Origin of the sequence: Micromonospora sp. WMMA1923, from assembly GCF_049179195.1 — a bacterium.
Classification (GTDB): domain Bacteria; phylum Actinomycetota; class Actinomycetes; order Mycobacteriales; family Micromonosporaceae; genus Micromonospora; species Micromonospora yangpuensis.
Genome location: NZ_JBMHLZ010000001.1, coordinates 6101182 through 6117037, shown reverse-complemented (window position 1 = coordinate 6117037; position 15856 = coordinate 6101182). Strand labels below are relative to the sequence as shown.

Here is a 15856-nt window from a genome sequence, read left to right as displayed (position 1 = left end):
GGGAGGGCCGCGGACTCCAAGACCTGCGCCTGTGGGCGTAGCGGGTGTGTGGAGGCGTGGGTCGGGCTGCCCGCGGTGATCTTCCACGCAAGTTTCGACGCCGGCCAAAGAGACGCTCGACGGGACGCCCGCCACCTGACCGTCGCCACCACCGTACGGAGGGGCCGGGCCCGAGGGACTATCGCCCGCGGCGGAACCCGTCTCCGGGGGCCGGTGACGTTGATCGACTCGGTTGGGCCGAAATGGCGGTATCCGGGGGCGTTCGACCCAGCCAGATCAGCCCAACCGAGTCGATCAAGGCAGCCCCAACGGGCAAAAGGCATCAATCGACCGGGACGATCAGCTGCTGCACCTGGACATCCGCCTGCCCGGGGCGGCACCTGTCACCCGGGCAGTCGCTCCGACAGGCCAGCGACGAAGGCCGACCAGGCCAGCCGGTCGAAGGCCAACACCGGCCCCGACCGATCCTTGGAATCCCGCACCCCCACCACATGTGCCGTCTCGGCAACCTCGACACAGTCGGTGTCGGAGCCACTGCGGGTCGACTTGCGCCAGGAAGCCTCGGACAACCCGGGGATGGTCATTCAGATCACCACGACGAGGGACGCGTCGACAGGCCAGCGACGAAGGCCGACCAGGCCGGCCGGTCGAAGGCCAATACCGGCCCCGACCGATCCTTGGAATCCCGCACCCCCACCACATGTGCCGTCTCGGCAACCTCGACACAGTTGGCGTTGGAACCGCTGCGGGTCGACTTACGCCAGGTAACGCCGGACAGCTCAGGGGTGATCATCCGAGGCTCACTCTCGCTCGTGCTCCGTTGCGTATCGCGCAACGAGTTCCACCGAATCGACGGGGCTGAGCGCCACCTCGCTAAGCCTATCCGCCTCCCGCCGGAAGTGCGCCACCTGCGGGGCCTCCTCCAGGAACAGCCCGGTCAACTTGTGGTCGATGAAGACCACCGACCGGTTGCGCGGAAAGTCGAAGAGCGCGAACGACCCGTCCAGGCCGGTGTGCCCGCCGACCGCCAGCGGAACCACCCGCAGGGTCACCGTCGGCCGTTCGGCGGCCTCGATCAGGTGCCGAAGTTGCCGGGCCATCACCTGGGGACCACCGAGCGCCCGGCGCAACACCATCTCGTCGAGCAACACCCGCAACGCCGCAGCGTTGGGCCGGGTCAGGATCGCCTGCCGACCGAGTCGGGCGGCCACCCGACCCTGCGAATCGTCCGCCGGCACCCCGCACCCGACCATCACCGCCTGGGCGTAGTCCGGCGTCTGCAACAGCCCGGGCACCAGCATCGGCTCCCAGTTGACGATGCTGGTCGCCTCGGATTCCAGGCGGATCAGGGTGCGCGACTCCTCGGAGAGCCCCCCGATCGTTTCCCACCAACCGGTCTCGGCCGACCGCTCGGCCATCCCGAGCAGCCGCTTGCGCTCGTCACCGGTGATGCCGTAGATCACCAGCAGGGAGGCGACGTCGGCGGCCGAGACGCCCTGGATCCCGTTCTCGATCCGGGACAACTTGGACGGCTGCCAGCCGAGCCGGATGGCCACCCGGCGTTGCGGCAGCCCTCGTCCCGTCCGGAGTTCGCGCAGCTCACCCCCGAGCCCTCGACCGACCACCGTGGGCTGACTCGTCTTGGCCATCCCGATCCTCCCGATCTCCAGGACCCGCCGTCACATCGAGAACGCGAGTCGTTGCGTTGAGTATTGACTCCGAGTCGGCAACACGCAACCATGGATCGCAATGTTGCTTTCAGTCATTCGAATCAAGGAGGCCACCATGCAGATTCCCCAGCCCGCCTGGTTGCGGCCGTACGATCCGGCGGACTCGCCCGGTCCGATCCCGTCGGTGGTCGAGCGGTTCCGGCGGCGCGGGCGGGACGAGCCGGAGCCGCCGAGCGAGGCCGAGCGGGAGGCTGGCCGGTACACGGTGGTGTTGGTGTCGCCCGAGGGAGCGCAGGCGCTCGGCGACGACCGGGGTGAGGCCGGGTTGCAGCTCTTCTGCGACGAGGACTGGGACGGCTGCCCGGCGCACCTGGACGATGCGGTCAAGCTGATCGAGGAGGCCTGCGGCGAGCCGGTCGTGCTGACCGAGCACCACTCCGACCTGACCTACTGGACCGCCAGCCTCCGGCCCACCGAGCTGGCCGGCCGCTGAGCCGTCCGCGACATCAGCTCGACAGCGCCGGGAGCCCGACGAGGACGGGGCCGCCCGGCCGTCCGGGGGCGGACGGTCGAGCGGCCCCGAGGTTACCGTCGAGGGGTACGCGGATCAGGTGCGGTTGGCGGCCAGCAGGTAGACGTAGTACTCGTACCCGGTGGCGTTGGGGTGGAAGGTCTCGGTGAGACGGGCCAGGTTGACGCCGTTGATGGCCGGCTTGGCGCTGCACGCCTCGTGGCCGGCGAAGACCGGCCGCATGTCGACGAAGGTCACGCCGGCCCGGCTGGCCGCCGCCCGGGTGCCCTCGGCCACCGCGTCGGCGTTGGCGTTCATGTAGGTGCGCTTGGCGGCGCTGGGGCTGATCGCCCCGCAGGAACCCGTCGGGGCGAGCAGCCTCGGGTAGCCGAGGACGACCACCTTGGCCCCCGGGGCCCGCTTCTTGATGTCGGTGTAGAGGCCGGCCAGCTCGCCGACCATCTGGTTACGGGCGTAGTACGAGGCATACATGGTGGCCGCCTCGCAGTACGACTCACTCTCGGTCAGGCAGGCCGTGGCGACCGGGGAGAACTGGGCGTCGTTGCCCCCGACGGTGATGCTGACCAGGGTGGTCCGGCTGCTCAGCGCGGAGAGCTGCTTGCTCCGCACGTCCGCGATGGTGGCCCCGCTGCAGGTCACGTCCTTCGCCGAGTACGCCGGGTGGAACGACGCCCACACCTTCGGGTAGCTCTTCGGGCTGCGCAGACAGGCACCGCTGGCCGAGTCGTACGGTGCCGCCCCCACCCCGGAGGCGTAGGAGTCACCGAGCGCGACGTACTCCTGGGCGGCCGCCGCTTGGGCGGGGGCGCTGGCCAGGGTCTGCATCGCGACGATCGTCATAGCGGCAGCGAGCACCGCCGACGTCAGTTTACGCATGGCTTCCTTTCGACTGTGAAGCCTGGATCGATCGTCGGCGACATTAGCAGCATAGATTCCATTGTTGAACATAGTGGAACGATATGGACACGCTCCGTGCCGGGCGGTCCGGGCGGTCCGGGCGGTCAGGCGTCGTAGTCGACGGTGAGGGTGTCGGTGGTGGGGGTGGACTGGCAGGTCAGGACGTACCCGGCGGCCACCTCGTCCGGCTCCAGCGCGTAGTTGCGGGCCATCGTCACCGCGCCGTCGACCACCTTCGCCCGGCAGGTCGAGCAGACCCCGCCCTTGCAGGCGTACGGCAACTCGCCACGGACCTTCAGCGCGGCGTCCAGCACCCGCTCACCGGCGCCCATGGTGAACCGGGACGAGCGCCCGTCCAGCACGATCGTCACCTCCGCGCCCCCGGTCGGCTCCTCGCTCGCACGGCGGACCGGCTCGGGCGGGGCGTCGACGTGGAACAGCTCGGTGTGCACCGCCGCGTCGGGCACCCCCCGGGCGGCCAGCACCGCCCGCGCGTCCACGACCAGCCCGTACGGGCCGCAGAGGAACCACTCCTCGATCGCCTCGGCGGGGACGACCGTGTCCAGCAGCCGGGTCAGCCGCTCGGCGTCGATCCGGCCGGAGAGTAGCGGCGACTCGCCCAGCTCCCGGGAGAGCACGTGCACCAGGTGCAGCCGGGTCGGGTAGCGGTCCTTCAGGTCGGCCAGCTCCTCGGCGAACATCACGCTGTTGGCCGTGCGGTTGCCGTACACCAGGGTGAAGGTGCTGGCCGGCTCGACGGCCAGGGCCGTGCCGACCAGGCCGAGCACCGGGGTGATGCCGGAGCCGGCGACCACCGCGCCGTAGCGGCGCACCCGGTCCGGCGTGAACGCCGAGGTGAAGTGGCCCAGCGGGGGCAGCACCTCGACGGTGTCGCCGCTGCGCAGCACCCCGCAGGCGAACGCGGAGAACGCCCCGCCGGGGACCTCCCGCACGCCGATCCGCAGCCGACCGTGCCCGGCCAACTCCGCCGGGGTCGAACAGATCGAGTACGACCGACGTACGTCCGCACCCGCACCCGCCGCGCCAGCGGTGTCGCCGCCGGCACCAGCCGCACCAGCGGCACCGTCTCCGGCACCAGCCGCACCAACGGCACCGCCGTCGGCCCCGACCGCACCGACGGCACCAGCCACTCCAGCTGTGTCGTCGGGGGCAACGGGGCGGCGTACCGTCAGGTGTTGGCCGGCGGAGAACGCGAAGGTCTCCCGTAGCTCCGGCGGCACGGCGAAGGTGACCGACACGGCGTCGGCGGTGAGCCGGTCGACGGCGACCACGGGCAGCGGGTGGAAGACCGGCCGGCGACGGACCGGGCGGTTGATGGTGACAGTCACAGCGCCTTCAGGTGATCGAAGGGTTCGGCGCAGGATCGGCAGCGCCACAGGGCCTTGCACGCGGTGGAGCCGAAGCGGCTGACCTGCTCGGTCTCCGGCGAGCCGCAGCGCGGGCAGCGTACGGCCAGGGTCAGCGGCACCGGACCCCGAGGGCCGGCCTGGGCCGATGGCCCGGCCTGGGCCGATGAGCCGGCCGGGGTCGACGGGCCCGCCGGGGCCGGTGGGGCGATGCCGGCGGCGGCGAGTTTCGTCCGGCCGGTCGTCGAGATCCAGTCGGTGCTCCACGGTGGGCTGTAGACGGTGCGCACCTCGGCGTCGGGGCGGCCGACGGCGGCGAGCGCCCGGCGGATGTCGGCCCGGATCACGTCCATCGCCGGGCAGCCGGTGTAGGTGGGGGTGATGGTCACGGTGACCCGGCCGGTGCCCGGCTCCTCGTCGACCGCCCGCAGGATGCCCAGCTCGTCGATGGTGATCACCCGGATCTCCGGGTCCACCACCGCCGCCACGGCCGCCCGCAGGTCTACCACCGCCGCCTCCGGCTGGGGGCTGCTGCCGCGCGGCTCACCAGCGGGCCCCCGGGTGTGCGCGGTGCAGCACCTGCAACTCGGCCAACAGGTACGACAGGTGTTCGGTGTGCAGTCCGTCGCGGCCACCGCCGGGTGCCCAGCCGTCCGCCGGTCGGGTGAGCGTGGCCTCGGCGAGCACCGGCTCGACGGTGCTCAGCCACTGGTCACGCAGGGTCGCCGGGGCGGCCCCCACCCCCTGCGCGTCCAGCCTGGCGGTCAGCTCGTCGGCGGCGAACAGCTCGTGCGTGTACGGCCAGATCTCGTCCACCGCCGCCTGCATCCGCCGGTGCGACTCCTCGGTGCCGTCGCCGAGCCGCTTCACCCAGAGCGACGAGTGGTCGAGGTGGTAGGCCGACTCCTTGCGGGCCTTGGCCGCGATCGCGGCGATCCGCTCGTCGGTCGAGGCGACCAGCCAGTCGTAGTGCAGCCGCTGGTGGGCGGCGAGGAAGAACAGCTTCGCCATGGTGACCGCGAAGTCACCGTTGGGCAGCTCCACCAGCAGGCAGTTGTGGAACTCCCGGTCGGAGCGCAGGTACGCCAGCGCGTCCTCGTCCCGGCCGGCGCCCTCCAGCTCACCGGCGTAGCTCAGCAGCAACCGGGCCGCGCCGAGCTGGTCGAGGGCGATGTTGGCAAGCGCGACGTCCTCCTCCATCTCCGGCGCGCGGGTGGTCCACTCGGCCAGCCGCTGCGCGGCGACGAGGGCGTCGTCGCCGAGCCGGAGGGTGAACTCGAACAGGTCGCCGCTCACAGGTGGGCCACCCCGTCCGGTACCTCGTAGAAGGTGGGGTGCCGGTAGACCTTGTCGGCGGCCGGGTCGAAGAAGGCGTCCTTCTCGTCGGGGCTGGAGGCGGTGATCGCGCCGGCCGGCACCACCCAGATCGACACCCCCTCCTGACGGCGGGTGTAGAGGTCGCGGGCGTTGCGCAGGGCCAGCTCGGCGTCGGGGGCGTGCAGGCTGCCCACGTGGGTGTGCGACAACCCGCGCCGGGCCCGCACGAAGACCTCCCAGAGCGGCGAGGACTCGGTCATGCGGCCACCTTCTCCTTCTGGTCGGCCCGCTTGGCCGCGTACGCCGTGGCGGCGTCGCGGACCCAGGCACCGTCGGCGTGGGCGCGGCGACGGTGCGCGATCCGCTCCCGGTTGCAGGGGCCGTTGCCCTTGATCACCCGCAGCAGCTCGTCGTAGTCGGGCTGGGTGAAGTCGTACGCCTGCCGCTCGTCGTTCCAGCGCAGGTCGGGGTCGGGGATGCGGACGCCGAGGATCTCGGCCTGCTGCACGCACATGTCCACGAAGCGCTGCCGCAGCTCGTCGTTGGAGAACCGCTTGATCTTCCAGGCCATGGACTGCTCGGAGTGGGTGGAGTCGCCGTCGGGCGGGCCGAACATCGCCAGCGACGGGTACCACCAGCGGTCGATCGCGTCCTGGGCCATCGCCCGCTGCGCCTCGGTGCCGTGGCTGAGGGTGTGCAGGATCTCGTAGCCCTGGCGCTGGTGGAACGACTCCTCCTTGCAGACCCGGATCATCGCCCGCGCGTACGGCCCGTAGGAGCAGCGGCAGAGCGGGACCTGGTTGACGATCGCCGCCCCGTCCACCAGCCAGCCGATCGCACCGACGTCGGCCCAGGTCAGGGTGGGGTAGTTGAAGATCGAGCTGTACTTCTGCCGGCCGGCGAGAAGCAGCTCGACCAGCTCGTCCCGGCTGATGCCGAGGGTCTCCGCCGCCGCGTACAGGTAGAGCCCGTGGCCGGCCTCGTCCTGGACCTTGGCCAGCAGGATCGCCTTGCGCTTGAGCGAGGGGGCGCGGCTGATCCAGTTCCCCTCGGGCTGCATGCCGATGATCTCGGAGTGGGCGTGCTGGGCGATCTGGCGGATCAGCGTCCGCCGGTACGCCTCCGGCATCCAGTCCCGTGGCTCGATCTTCTGGTCCGCCGCGATCACGTCGGTGAAGTAGGCCGCGAGGTCCACGCCGGGCTCGGCTGCGGGGCTGCTCCGCTGGTGGGCGGCGGCCTCGCGCAGCGCCGTCTCGGCCGCCTCGACCTCGCCGAGCAGGCCGCCGCCGGGCGCTTCCTCAGGACCGGAGAAGTCGTTGCCATACATACCGACAAGTGTTACAGCTCAGCACGAGAAGCACCAGAGGGTGTAACAGACTTCGGAATGCTCCTTCCGTTACGCCGTGCCCGATTCGCCCGGTGAGGCTCGCTCGGAATAGCTATGAATTAGGTCACGAAAGCAAGATGAATCCTCTCAACAGCCGCATAGTGGTCCGATTCCTCGGCTTGTCGGCGCATCGAGCGGTGTCGGGTCGTGCCGTCCGGGCCGCCCGGACGTAAACTTTGCCGGTCACCCCGGGCGGCCATCGAAGGCCGCCGACGACCAGGCCCTCCCCCGGCCTCGGCGGCTCGCCCGCCACTCGGCAACCAGGCCGGCCCCCCGGCCCCTGACATCTGGAGCTCACCCACTCATGCGACCTCGCGTGATCATGGTGCTCGCCGTCGCGGCGATCCTGCTCGGCGGCGTCATGCTGGTGCCGACCGCGTACGCGAAACTGGCCGGTGACGACGACACCGAAGGCAGCGGTGGTGGCACGCAGAGCGTGGCCACCCCCGAGCCCACCGCACCGCCGCCACCGACCCTGGCGGCCGGCCCGGTCACCGTGAGCTTCAAGGGCGACTTCTTCTCCTGGGCCCTGCTCGACCGGGAGACCGGAGAGATCGCCGGCGCGAAGAACAAGGCCTCGACCAGCTCCACCGAGTCGATGATCAAGGCGTGGTTCGCCGCCGCCTACCTCAAAGACCTCGGTGACAAGCCGGTCCCGGCCAACTTCCGCCGGCACATCGTCGAGGCGATCCGGGACAGCAACGACGACGCGGCCAACACGCTCTACAACGAGGTCGGCGGAGCGGGCACCATCCGACGGATGGTCCAGACCTGCAAGCTCACCGACACCAAGCCGGGCAAGGTGCCCGGGTACGTCGGCTGGTGGAGCTTCACCGAGATGTCGGCGCGGGACGCGGTCCGCCTCGGCGACTGCCTCGCCGACGGCACGGCCGCCGGGCCGAAGCACACCGAGTTCCTGCTGGCGGAGATGGCGAAGGTGCGCGGCAGCACCGCCGCGAAGGACCAGAAGGCGCGCGAGGGCGGCGGACGGTGGGGCATCATCGACGGGCTACCCGATTCGATCCTCGACCAGGGCCCGGTCAGCATGAAGAACGGTTGGACGCCATTGAACTATGACGGCAACTGGCACGTGAACTGTCTTGCCGTCACCGAGAAGTGGAGTCTTGCCGTGTTGCTGCGCTACCCGCAGAAACGAGGGCTCAACTACGGAGCCCAGACCTGCGCCACCGTCGCCAGTCAGCTGGTCACCCCGCAACCAGGCGCTGCCCTCAAGGTGCCGCAGCACCAGGTCGGCAAGCTCTGATGGCCAGCAGGAGACGGGCCCGACGCCGCACCGGTGGGGACAACTCCGCACTGCGGCTGATCGCCATCGCCGCCGTACTTGTCGGGTTGGTCCTGGTCTCGCTCCGGCTGCTGCCCGGCTCGCCGCTGGAGTCGACCGCCGCCGCCCGTTGGGGGGACGCCCCCGGGCAGGCAACCCGCGACGGCAACCCCACCGACCGCAGCTCCCGGCCCACCGCCAAGCCCAGTCCGCCGGCGCCACCACCGCTGCCCTTCGACCTCAGCAGCACCGAGGTGGACCTGGACATCGACGGCTGGTACAGCTGGAGCGTCATGGACACCCGGACCGGCAAGATCACCGGCTCGGAGAACATGTCCGAGACCAGCACCACCGCGTCGCTGATCAAGGCCTGGATCGTGGCCGACTACCTACGCCAGGCCGACGAGGACGACCGCACCCCGAGCGACGGCAAGCTGGCCGACGCCACGCTGATCATCCGGGACAGCGACAACACCCGGGCCGAGCAGTTCTACACCGAGGTCGGCCGGTCCGCCTCGATCAAGCGGATGGTCTCCCGCTGCGAGATGACCGACAGCAGCCCGGCCGCCGACCGGGGCTGGAGCCGGACCAACCTCTCCCCCCGCGACACCACCCGGCTCGGCGCCTGCATCGCCGACGGGCGCGCCGCCGGCCCGAAGTGGACCGACTGGCTGCTCAAGGAGATGCGCCAGGTCCGGGGCGCCGGCGACTTCGGCATCCGCAAGGCCTTCCCGGCCGCCGAACGCAAGCAGATCGCCATCAAGAACGGCTGGGTCGACCGCACCCGGGAGCAGGAGATCCACGTCAACTGCCTGGCCATCGCCGACGACTGGACCATGGGCGTGATGGTCCGCTACCCCATCGGCAAGGGCTACGAGTACGGCATGGACAACTGCGAAAAGATCACCAAAGCCCTCCTCCGCGTGTAAGGAAGGGCCCCCTGTTAACGCTTTCGGTAGAGCGGGGCACCCCTCTCACACCCCGGATCCGCAGTAAGCAGCAGCCGGGCGGGTGAGCAGAGCAGGCAAGGCAGCGGGTGCGACTGCGTCAGCCGGTGAAGAAGGCCGGGCCGTCCGGCGGCAGCGCCGGAGCCTCACCCAACGCCGCGGCCCGGCGCGCGAACTCCCGCAACCCGGCCACCTGACGCTCGCCGAGCGAGAAGTCCAACACCCGGAAGTACGACGCCAGGGTCTCCGCGTCGAACGATTCCCAGCGGGCCGCGCCCTCGGCGACCTGGTCCAGCTCGGCCAGGCAGAGGTCGCGCGAGCGCCGGAACGCCTCGTGCACCTCCTTGACCAGGCCGGGATGGGCGGCGGCGAAGTCCCGGCGTACCGCCCAGACGGCGAAGACCATCGGCAGCCCGGTCCACTCCCGCCAGGCCTGCCCCAGGTCGGTGACCTCCAACCCCCGGCGGGGTGCCTCGTAGTGCGCCCGCAGCGCCACGTCGCCGATCAGCACCCCGGCGTCGGCCTCCAGCAGCATCTGGGTCAGGTCGGGCGGGCAGCGGAAGTACTCCGGGCGTACGCCGTACCGCTCACCGAGCAGCAGTTGGGCCAGCAGCACCCCGGTCCGTGAGGTGGAGCCGAGGGCGACCTTGCCGCCGTCCAGCTCGGCCAGCGGCCGGGTGGAGACGATGTTGACCGAGAGCACCGGCCCGTCGCTGCCCACCGCGAGGTCCGGCAGGAGCAGCAGCTCGTCGGCGTGCCGCAGGTACTCGACGTGCGAGATCGGCCCGATGTCCAGGTCACCGGCGACCAGCGCGGCGCTGAGGCGGTCGGGCGAGTCCTTGTGCAGGTCGACGTCGATCAACGCGCCGGAGCGCATCAGCCCCCAGTAGATCGGCAGGCAGTTCAGGAACTGGATGTGTCCGACCCGGGGGCGGGCGATGCGCTCAGCCATCCCCCGACGGTAGCCCCGCCGGTGTCGTACGCCCCCGCCGGTGGCCCCCGGAGTGGCCAACCCCGCATCCCGCGACGGCCAGTGAACTAACAAGCAACGACGAGAACCCCAGGCGGGTAACGCTTCGCCGCCTGACCGGGCTCAACGGGGCGGTAATGCGGTGGCGGGGTGACCCGGGCCGGCTTAGCATGGTTGCTCGCTTGACGGCCGAGGTGACACGCACCGAAGCGGACGTCCCCGCGCCGGACGCCGGCCATCCGCCTCCGGAGACGCGAGCAAACAGGACGATACGCCCGGAGTGCACCGTGCCCGCAGCAGACGTCGCCGCCACCGGCCCCGCCGATCACCTCGCCACCGGACGAGACCACCCGGCCGCCGGACGAGACCAGCCGGCCGCCGGACAAGGGCACCTGGCCGCCGAGCAGGCCCATCTGGCCCGCTCCCGGGCCGCCCTGCGGCGGATGCGGGAACGCGCCGAGGCGCTGTACGCCACCGGTGACCGGGTCGCCGGGGACGCGTACACCGCAGAGCAGCTCGGGCGGCATCTCTCCCGGCGGGTGATCGAGCTGGCCGACCGGCCGGACGCGCCGCTTTTCTTCGGCCGCCTCACCCTCGACCCGGCAGAGCCCGGCGGGCCGGCAGAGCCCGGCGGGCCGGCAGAGCCCGGCGGGCCGGCAGAACACGGCGGGCAGGTGTACCACGTCGGTCGGCGGCACGTCGCCGACGAGCGGGGTGAGCCGCTGGTGCTGGACTGGCGGGCGCCGCTGTCCCGGTTGTTCTACCGGGCAAGTGTCCGCGACCGGCAGGGGGTCGTGGTCCGGCGGCGGTTCGGGTTCAACGGTGGCGAGCTGACCAGCTTCGAGGACGAGCACCTGGCCCGGGGTGAGGAGTTGGGTACGGCCAGCCGGATCCTGACCGCCGAGATCGAGCGCCCCCGGGTGGGTCCGATGCGGGACATCGTGGCCACCATCCAGCCCGAGCAGGACGAGCTGGTCCGGGCCGACCTGGCGGTGTCGATCTGTGTGCAGGGTGCGCCGGGCACCGGCAAGACGGCCGTCGGACTGCACCGGGCCGCGTACCTGCTCTATCTGCACCGGGAGCGGCTGCGTCGCACGGGGGTGCTGGTGGTCGGGCCGAACCGGGCCTTCCTGGCCTACATCGCGGCGGTGCTGCCCGCCCTCGGTGAGGTCGAGGTCGCGCAGGCCACCGTCGAGGGGCTGCTGACCCGGGTTCCGGTCCGTGCCGTGGACGCCCCGGCGGTCGCCGCGCTCAAACATGACGTACGGCTGGCCGAGGTGCTGCGGCGGGCGGTCGACGGGCACATCGCCGAGCCCACCGAACCGGTGATGGTCTCCGACGGTTCGTTCCGGTGGCGGATCGGTCTGGACCCGCTGCACCGGATCGTCGAGGAGACCCGCCGCGAGGGGCTGCCGTACGCCACCGGCCGGGAGCGGGTCCGGGCCCGGGTGGTCGGGCTGCTGCAACGGCAGGCGGAGGCCCGGCGGGCCGAGTCGCCCGGGGACGCCTGGCTGCGCCGGATGGGCCGGGCCACGCCGGTCACCGCCTTCCTGGACGCGGTCTGGCCGGCACTGACCGCCGAGGGGCTGTGGCACCTGCTGCGTACCGACCCGGCCGTGCTGGCCAGCGCCGCCGACGGGCTGCTCAGCCCGGACGAGCAGGAGCTGCTGCGGTCCGGGCGGGTCGGCCGGACGCCGAAGGCGACCCGGTGGAGCGCGGCGGACGCGGTACTGATCGACGAGGTCGCCGGGTTGTTGGAGCGGCCGGCCGGGTTCGGGCACGTGGTGGTCGACGAGGCGCAGGATCTCTCCCCGATGCAGTGTCGGGCCATCGCCCGCCGCAGCGAGCACGGGTCGGTCACCCTCCTCGGTGACCTGGCCCAGGGCACCGCGCCGTGGGCCGCCGCCGACTGGCGGGAGTCCCTGGCCCACCTGGGCAAGCCGGACGCGGCCGTGGTGCCGCTGACCGTCGGGTTCCGGGTACCCGCCGTGGTGGTGGAGTTCGCCAACCGGCTGCTGCCGGCGCTCGCCGTCGACGTACCCCCGGCCGAGTCGTTGCGCCGCGACGGCGCGCTCGATGTGCGTACCGTGACCGATCTTCCGGGGGCGACGGTGGCCGAGGTGCGCGCGGCGCTCGGGCACGACGGCTCGGTGGGGGTGATCGCCGCCGACGACGCGGTGGCCGGGCTCCGCGCGGCGCTGACCGACGCCGGGGTCGCGACCTCGACCGCCGACGACGTCGAGGCCGCCGAGCGGGTCACCCTGGTCACCGCGACGGACGTCAAGGGCCTGGAGTACGACCACGTGGTGGTCGTCGAGCCGGCCGCGATCGTGGCCGCCGAGCCGCGTGGCCTGCACCGGCTCTACGTGGTGCTGACCCGGGCGGTGTCCCGGCTGACCGTGCTGCACACCGCGCCCCTGCCCGCCCCACTCGCCGGGGACTGAGCACCGAACCGACTCCCGCGTCCAGCAGCGGGGCTGAGCCCCGACCCGACTCCCGCGTCCGGCACCGGTGCTGAGCAGCGGCCCGGCCCTCACGCCCCGGCACCCAGGCCCTTGACTTTATGTTTTAAAGTTCTTTGCGTGAACGTCGAAGACGAGCTTCCGCCGGCTGACCCGGCCGCCGCCCTGCGCCTGATCCGTGAGCAGCAGGCCACCGCCGCCCGCCGCCTCGAACCCGACCCCCGCGCCTACTACTGGCCCTGGGGCCTGGCCTGGCTGATCGGGTTCGGCCTCTTCTTCCTGCGCTTCTCGCCGAACGGACGGGTCCTGGTCGACCTGCCCGCCTGGCTGCCGCTGACCGTGCTCTTCGTGCTGCTCGGCGCGGCCGGGATCGTCTCCGGGGTGGCCAGCGCGCGGGCCTACGGGGACGTCACCGGGGACTCCGCCCGACGCGGCGCCTGGTACGGCTGGTCCTGGTTCCTGGGTTTCCTCACCGTCTTCGCGGTCGCCGGTCGGGTCTCCGACAGCCTCCCGCCGGAGCTGACCGGGCTGCTCTGGTCGGCCCTGTCGGTCGGCCTGACCGGGGTGCTGCACATGGCCGGCGGCGCGGTCTGGCTGGACCGTCGGCTCTTCCTGCTCGGCGTCTGGATCACCGTGCTCAACGTGCTCGGCTCGGTCGCCGGACCCGGCTGGCACGCGCTGGTCGTCGCGGTCGCCGGTGGCGGCGGGATGATCCTCGCCGGGTTGCTCGGCTGGCTGCGCCAACGGGACCGCCGGTGACCGAACTCGACCCGGTGATCCACGCCCAGGCCCGGCTGCGGGTGGTCGCCACCCTCGCCACCCTCGGCCAGGGCGACCTGATCGCCTTCCCCCGGTTGCAGGAGATCCTCGCCATGACCCCGGGCAACCTCTCGGTACACCTGCGCAAGTTGGAGGACGCCGGCTACGTCGAGGTCACCAAGACCCACCGGGGCCGGACCCCGGCCACCCTGATCGCCCTGACCCGGCGGGGCCGGTTGGCCTTCGAGGAGTACACCGACGCCATCCGCGCCCTGCTCACCCCGGCTGCCGGCCCCCCTGCTACCGCCGGGACCGCCGACGTTGCCGACGTTGCCGGCCCGACCGGCGTCGCCGTCCGCACCGACCCCGCCGGGACCGCCGGCCGGAAGGACACCACATGATCCTCGCCCGGGCCGAACAGGCCACCCGACGGTACGGCGACGTGCTCGCCCTGGACTCCGTCGACCTCGACGTCTCCGCCGGCGAACTGGTCGGGCTGCTCGGCCCGAACGGTGCCGGCAAGAGCACCCTGATGAACCTCCTCGTCGGGCTGCGCCGACCCACCGCCGGCCGGGTGCAGCTCTTCGGCGGTGATCCCCGCGACCCGGCCCACCGCAGGTCGGTCGGGGTCACCCCGCAGGAGACCGGCCTACCCGGCACGCTGCGGGTCGGCGAGGTCGTCGACTTCGTCTCCGCCCACTACCCCGACCCGGTGCCCCGGGGCGAACTGCTCGACCGGTTCGGCCTCACCGACCTGGTACGCCGGCAGACCGGCGGGCTCTCCGGCGGTCAGCGCCGCCGGCTGGCGGTGGCGTTGGCCTTCGTCGGCCGACCCCGGCTGGTACTGCTCGACGAGCCGACCACCGGACTGGACGTCGAGGCCCGGCACACCCTCTGGGACGCCGTCCGGGCCTTCCACGCCGACGGCGGCACGGTGCTGCTGACCAGCCACTACCTCGAAGAGGTGGAGGCGCTGGCCCGGCGGGTCGTGGTCATCGGGCGGGGCCGGGTGCTCGCCGACGACACGGTGGCGGCGGTACGCGACGTGGTCGGCGTACGCCGGGTCAGCCTGACCGCCGACGACCTGCCGGAACTGCCCGGCGTGACCCGGGTCGAACGGGCCGAGGGGCGTACCCACCTCTTCACCACCGACGCCGACCGGCTGGTCCGGGACCTGGTCACCGGCGGGGTGCCGTTCCGGGACCTGGAGGTCCGCCCCACCAGCCTGGAGGAGGCGTTCCTCGCCATCACCGCCGACGAACAACCGATCGGAAGTCGTTGACCATGAAGCTCACCCTGGTCCATGCCCGTTACCAACTGTTGGAGACCGTCCGCATCCCGATCGCGGTGGTGGGCAGCGCGTTCTTCCCGGCCGCCGCGATGCTCTTCTTCGTGGTGCCGTTCGCCGGCGACGACCCCACCCCCGCCACCTTCGCCACCGCCGCCATGGTCACCTTCTCCGTGCTCAGCGCCAACATCTTCCAGTACGGCGTGGGCGTCGCCGAGGACCGCGCCCAGCCCTGGGACCCGTACCTGCGGACCCTGCCGGTCGGCTCCGCGCCCCGCTTCGCCGGTCGGGTGCTGGCCGGGCTGCTGCTCAGCTACTTCTCGCTGATCCCGGTTTTGCTGATCGCGGCGACCCTGACCGAGGCCCGGATCAGCCTGCCCGGGTTCGCGCTGGCCGCCGGCACGGTCGCGGTGATCTCGGTACCGTTCACCCTGATGGGGCTGACCATCGGGTACGCCCTGCCGAGCAAGGCGGCGATCGTGGTCGCCCAGGTGCTGTTCTTCCCGCTCGCCTTCGGTGGTGGGCTGCTCTCCGCACCCGGTCAGGCCCCCGGCTTCATCGAGGTGATCGCCCCGTACCTGCCCACCCGGGGCGCGGTCGAACTGATGTGGGCGTCGGTCGGCGACTTCCGCCCCGATCCGCTCTCGGTCGGCATGCTCGCGGTGTGGGTCGCGGTGTTGGCCGCGCTCGCCGGTTGGGCGTACCGACGGGACGAGGGCCGTCGGTTCACCTGACCAGGCACCGAGGTGAGGTAGCCCCTGGGCCGGCCCGGAACGCAACGGGGGCGGGCCGGCCCGGGCCGTCCGGTCTGGTCCGGGCCGTCCGGTCTGGTCCGGGCGGTCCGGCGTGACGCGGGGTAGCGCGGCGCGAGGCGGCGCGAGGCGGCGCGGCGCGAGGCGGCGCGGCGCGAGGCGGCGCGGCGCGAGGCGGCGCGGCGCGAGGCGGCGCGGCGCGAGGCGGCGCGGCGCGGATCTGTCG

General features: G+C 72.1%; 17 protein-coding genes and 2 pseudogenes. 8 read left to right on the top strand and 11 right to left on the bottom strand.

Annotated features, from left to right (window positions below):
• Nucleotides 1–383 precede the first annotated feature (383 nt).
• The 3 genes from ACN28G_RS27905 to ACN28G_RS27895 are packed head-to-tail and all read right to left on the bottom strand — an operon-like array spanning nucleotide 384 to nucleotide 1649.
• The gene (locus ACN28G_RS27905; RefSeq protein WP_091433403.1) at nucleotides 384–584 is read right to left on the bottom strand and encodes a DUF397 domain-containing protein; all 201 of its coding nucleotides are present in this window, start codon (nucleotides 582–584) and stop codon (nucleotides 384–386) included.
• Nucleotides 585–589: 5 nt separating this feature from the next.
• Nucleotides 590–793, bottom strand: coding sequence for a DUF397 domain-containing protein (locus ACN28G_RS27900; RefSeq protein ID WP_421480700.1), 204 nt, complete (start codon nucleotides 791–793; stop codon nucleotides 590–592).
• 7 nt (nucleotides 794–800) lie between these two features.
• Complete coding sequence (locus ACN28G_RS27895; RefSeq protein WP_091433397.1) at nucleotides 801–1649, bottom strand: helix-turn-helix domain-containing protein; 849 nt, start codon at nucleotides 1647–1649, stop codon at nucleotides 801–803.
• A gap of 136 nt (nucleotides 1650–1785) precedes the next feature.
• Here ACN28G_RS27895 and ACN28G_RS27890 point away from each other — a divergent pair, with 136 nt between their 5' ends.
• Nucleotides 1786–2163, top strand: a complete 378-nt coding sequence (locus ACN28G_RS27890; protein WP_091433392.1) for a hypothetical protein — start codon at nucleotides 1786–1788, stop codon at nucleotides 2161–2163.
• Between the two features lie 114 nt (nucleotides 2164–2277).
• On the opposite strand, the gene ACN28G_RS27885 is transcribed toward ACN28G_RS27890, so the two are convergent.
• The 7 genes and pseudogenes from ACN28G_RS27885 to paaA all read right to left on the bottom strand — a co-directional run bounded on the left by ACN28G_RS27885 (nucleotide 2278) and on the right by paaA (nucleotide 7110).
• Complete coding sequence (locus tag ACN28G_RS27885; protein ID WP_421480699.1) at nucleotides 2278–3078, bottom strand: SGNH/GDSL hydrolase family protein; 801 nt, start codon at nucleotides 3076–3078, stop codon at nucleotides 2278–2280.
• Nucleotides 3079–3203: 125 nt separating this feature from the next.
• Nucleotides 3204–4130 (bottom strand): annotated as a pseudogene (locus tag ACN28G_RS27880) (2Fe-2S iron-sulfur cluster-binding protein); the annotation flags it as partial.
• A gap of 147 nt (nucleotides 4131–4277) precedes the next feature.
• A pseudogene (locus ACN28G_RS27875) lies at nucleotides 4278–4448 on the bottom strand (phenylacetic acid degradation protein); the annotation flags it as partial.
• A complete protein-coding gene (paaD, locus tag ACN28G_RS27870) occupies nucleotides 4445–4975 on the bottom strand; it encodes a 1,2-phenylacetyl-CoA epoxidase subunit PaaD (protein ID WP_421480698.1) in 531 nt (176 codons plus the stop codon). The gene paaD and the pseudogene ACN28G_RS27875, both read right to left, overlap by 4 nt.
• A 34-nt stretch (nucleotides 4976–5009) precedes the next feature.
• Entirely contained in the window at nucleotides 5010–5762 is a 753-nt protein-coding gene (paaC, locus tag ACN28G_RS27865; RefSeq protein ID WP_421480697.1) for a 1,2-phenylacetyl-CoA epoxidase subunit PaaC, read from the bottom strand.
• Nucleotides 5759–6043, bottom strand: coding sequence for a 1,2-phenylacetyl-CoA epoxidase subunit PaaB (gene paaB / locus ACN28G_RS27860; RefSeq protein ID WP_091433379.1), 285 nt, complete (start codon nucleotides 6041–6043; stop codon nucleotides 5759–5761). The genes paaC and paaB overlap by 4 nt, the downstream gene beginning before the upstream one ends.
• Entirely contained in the window at nucleotides 6040–7110 is a 1071-nt protein-coding gene (gene paaA, locus ACN28G_RS27855) for a 1,2-phenylacetyl-CoA epoxidase subunit PaaA (RefSeq protein ID WP_421480696.1), read from the bottom strand. Before paaA ends, paaB begins: the two co-directional genes overlap by 4 nt.
• 364 nt (nucleotides 7111–7474) lie before the next feature.
• On the opposite strand from paaA, the gene ACN28G_RS27850 reads away from it, so the two are divergent.
• Both ACN28G_RS27850 and ACN28G_RS27845 read left to right on the top strand, forming a co-directional pair.
• A complete protein-coding gene (locus tag ACN28G_RS27850; RefSeq protein ID WP_091433372.1) occupies nucleotides 7475–8434 on the top strand; it encodes a hypothetical protein in 960 nt (319 codons plus the stop codon).
• A complete protein-coding gene (locus ACN28G_RS27845; RefSeq protein ID WP_421480695.1) occupies nucleotides 8434–9381 on the top strand; it encodes a hypothetical protein in 948 nt (315 codons plus the stop codon). The genes ACN28G_RS27850 and ACN28G_RS27845 overlap by 1 nt, the downstream gene beginning before the upstream one ends.
• A 118-nt stretch (nucleotides 9382–9499) precedes the next feature.
• Here the strand turns inward: ACN28G_RS27845 and ACN28G_RS27840 are convergent, their stop codons facing one another.
• A complete protein-coding gene (locus ACN28G_RS27840; RefSeq protein ID WP_421480694.1) occupies nucleotides 9500–10351 on the bottom strand; it encodes a menaquinone biosynthetic enzyme MqnA/MqnD family protein in 852 nt (283 codons plus the stop codon).
• Nucleotides 10352–10761: 410 nt separating this feature from the next.
• Between ACN28G_RS27840 and ACN28G_RS27835 the strand changes: the two genes are divergently transcribed.
• The 5 genes from ACN28G_RS27835 to ACN28G_RS27815 all read left to right on the top strand — a co-directional run bounded on the left by ACN28G_RS27835 (nucleotide 10762) and on the right by ACN28G_RS27815 (nucleotide 15612).
• A complete protein-coding gene (locus ACN28G_RS27835; RefSeq protein WP_421480990.1) occupies nucleotides 10762–12813 on the top strand; it encodes a HelD family protein in 2052 nt (683 codons plus the stop codon).
• Nucleotides 12814–12951: 138 nt separating this feature from the next.
• Complete coding sequence (locus ACN28G_RS27830; RefSeq protein ID WP_421480693.1) at nucleotides 12952–13590, top strand: transporter; 639 nt, start codon at nucleotides 12952–12954, stop codon at nucleotides 13588–13590.
• Nucleotides 13587–13991, top strand: coding sequence for a transcriptional regulator (locus ACN28G_RS27825; protein ID WP_421480692.1), 405 nt, complete (start codon nucleotides 13587–13589; stop codon nucleotides 13989–13991). Before ACN28G_RS27830 ends, ACN28G_RS27825 begins: the two co-directional genes overlap by 4 nt.
• Nucleotides 13988–14872, top strand: coding sequence for an ABC transporter ATP-binding protein (locus ACN28G_RS27820; protein WP_421480691.1), 885 nt, complete (start codon nucleotides 13988–13990; stop codon nucleotides 14870–14872). The genes ACN28G_RS27825 and ACN28G_RS27820 overlap by 4 nt, the downstream gene beginning before the upstream one ends.
• 2 nt (nucleotides 14873–14874) lie before the next feature.
• On the top strand, nucleotides 14875–15612 hold the full coding sequence (locus ACN28G_RS27815; protein ID WP_421480690.1) for an ABC transporter permease: 738 nt from the start codon (nucleotides 14875–14877) through the stop codon (nucleotides 15610–15612).
• Nucleotides 15613–15856 lie beyond the last annotated feature (244 nt).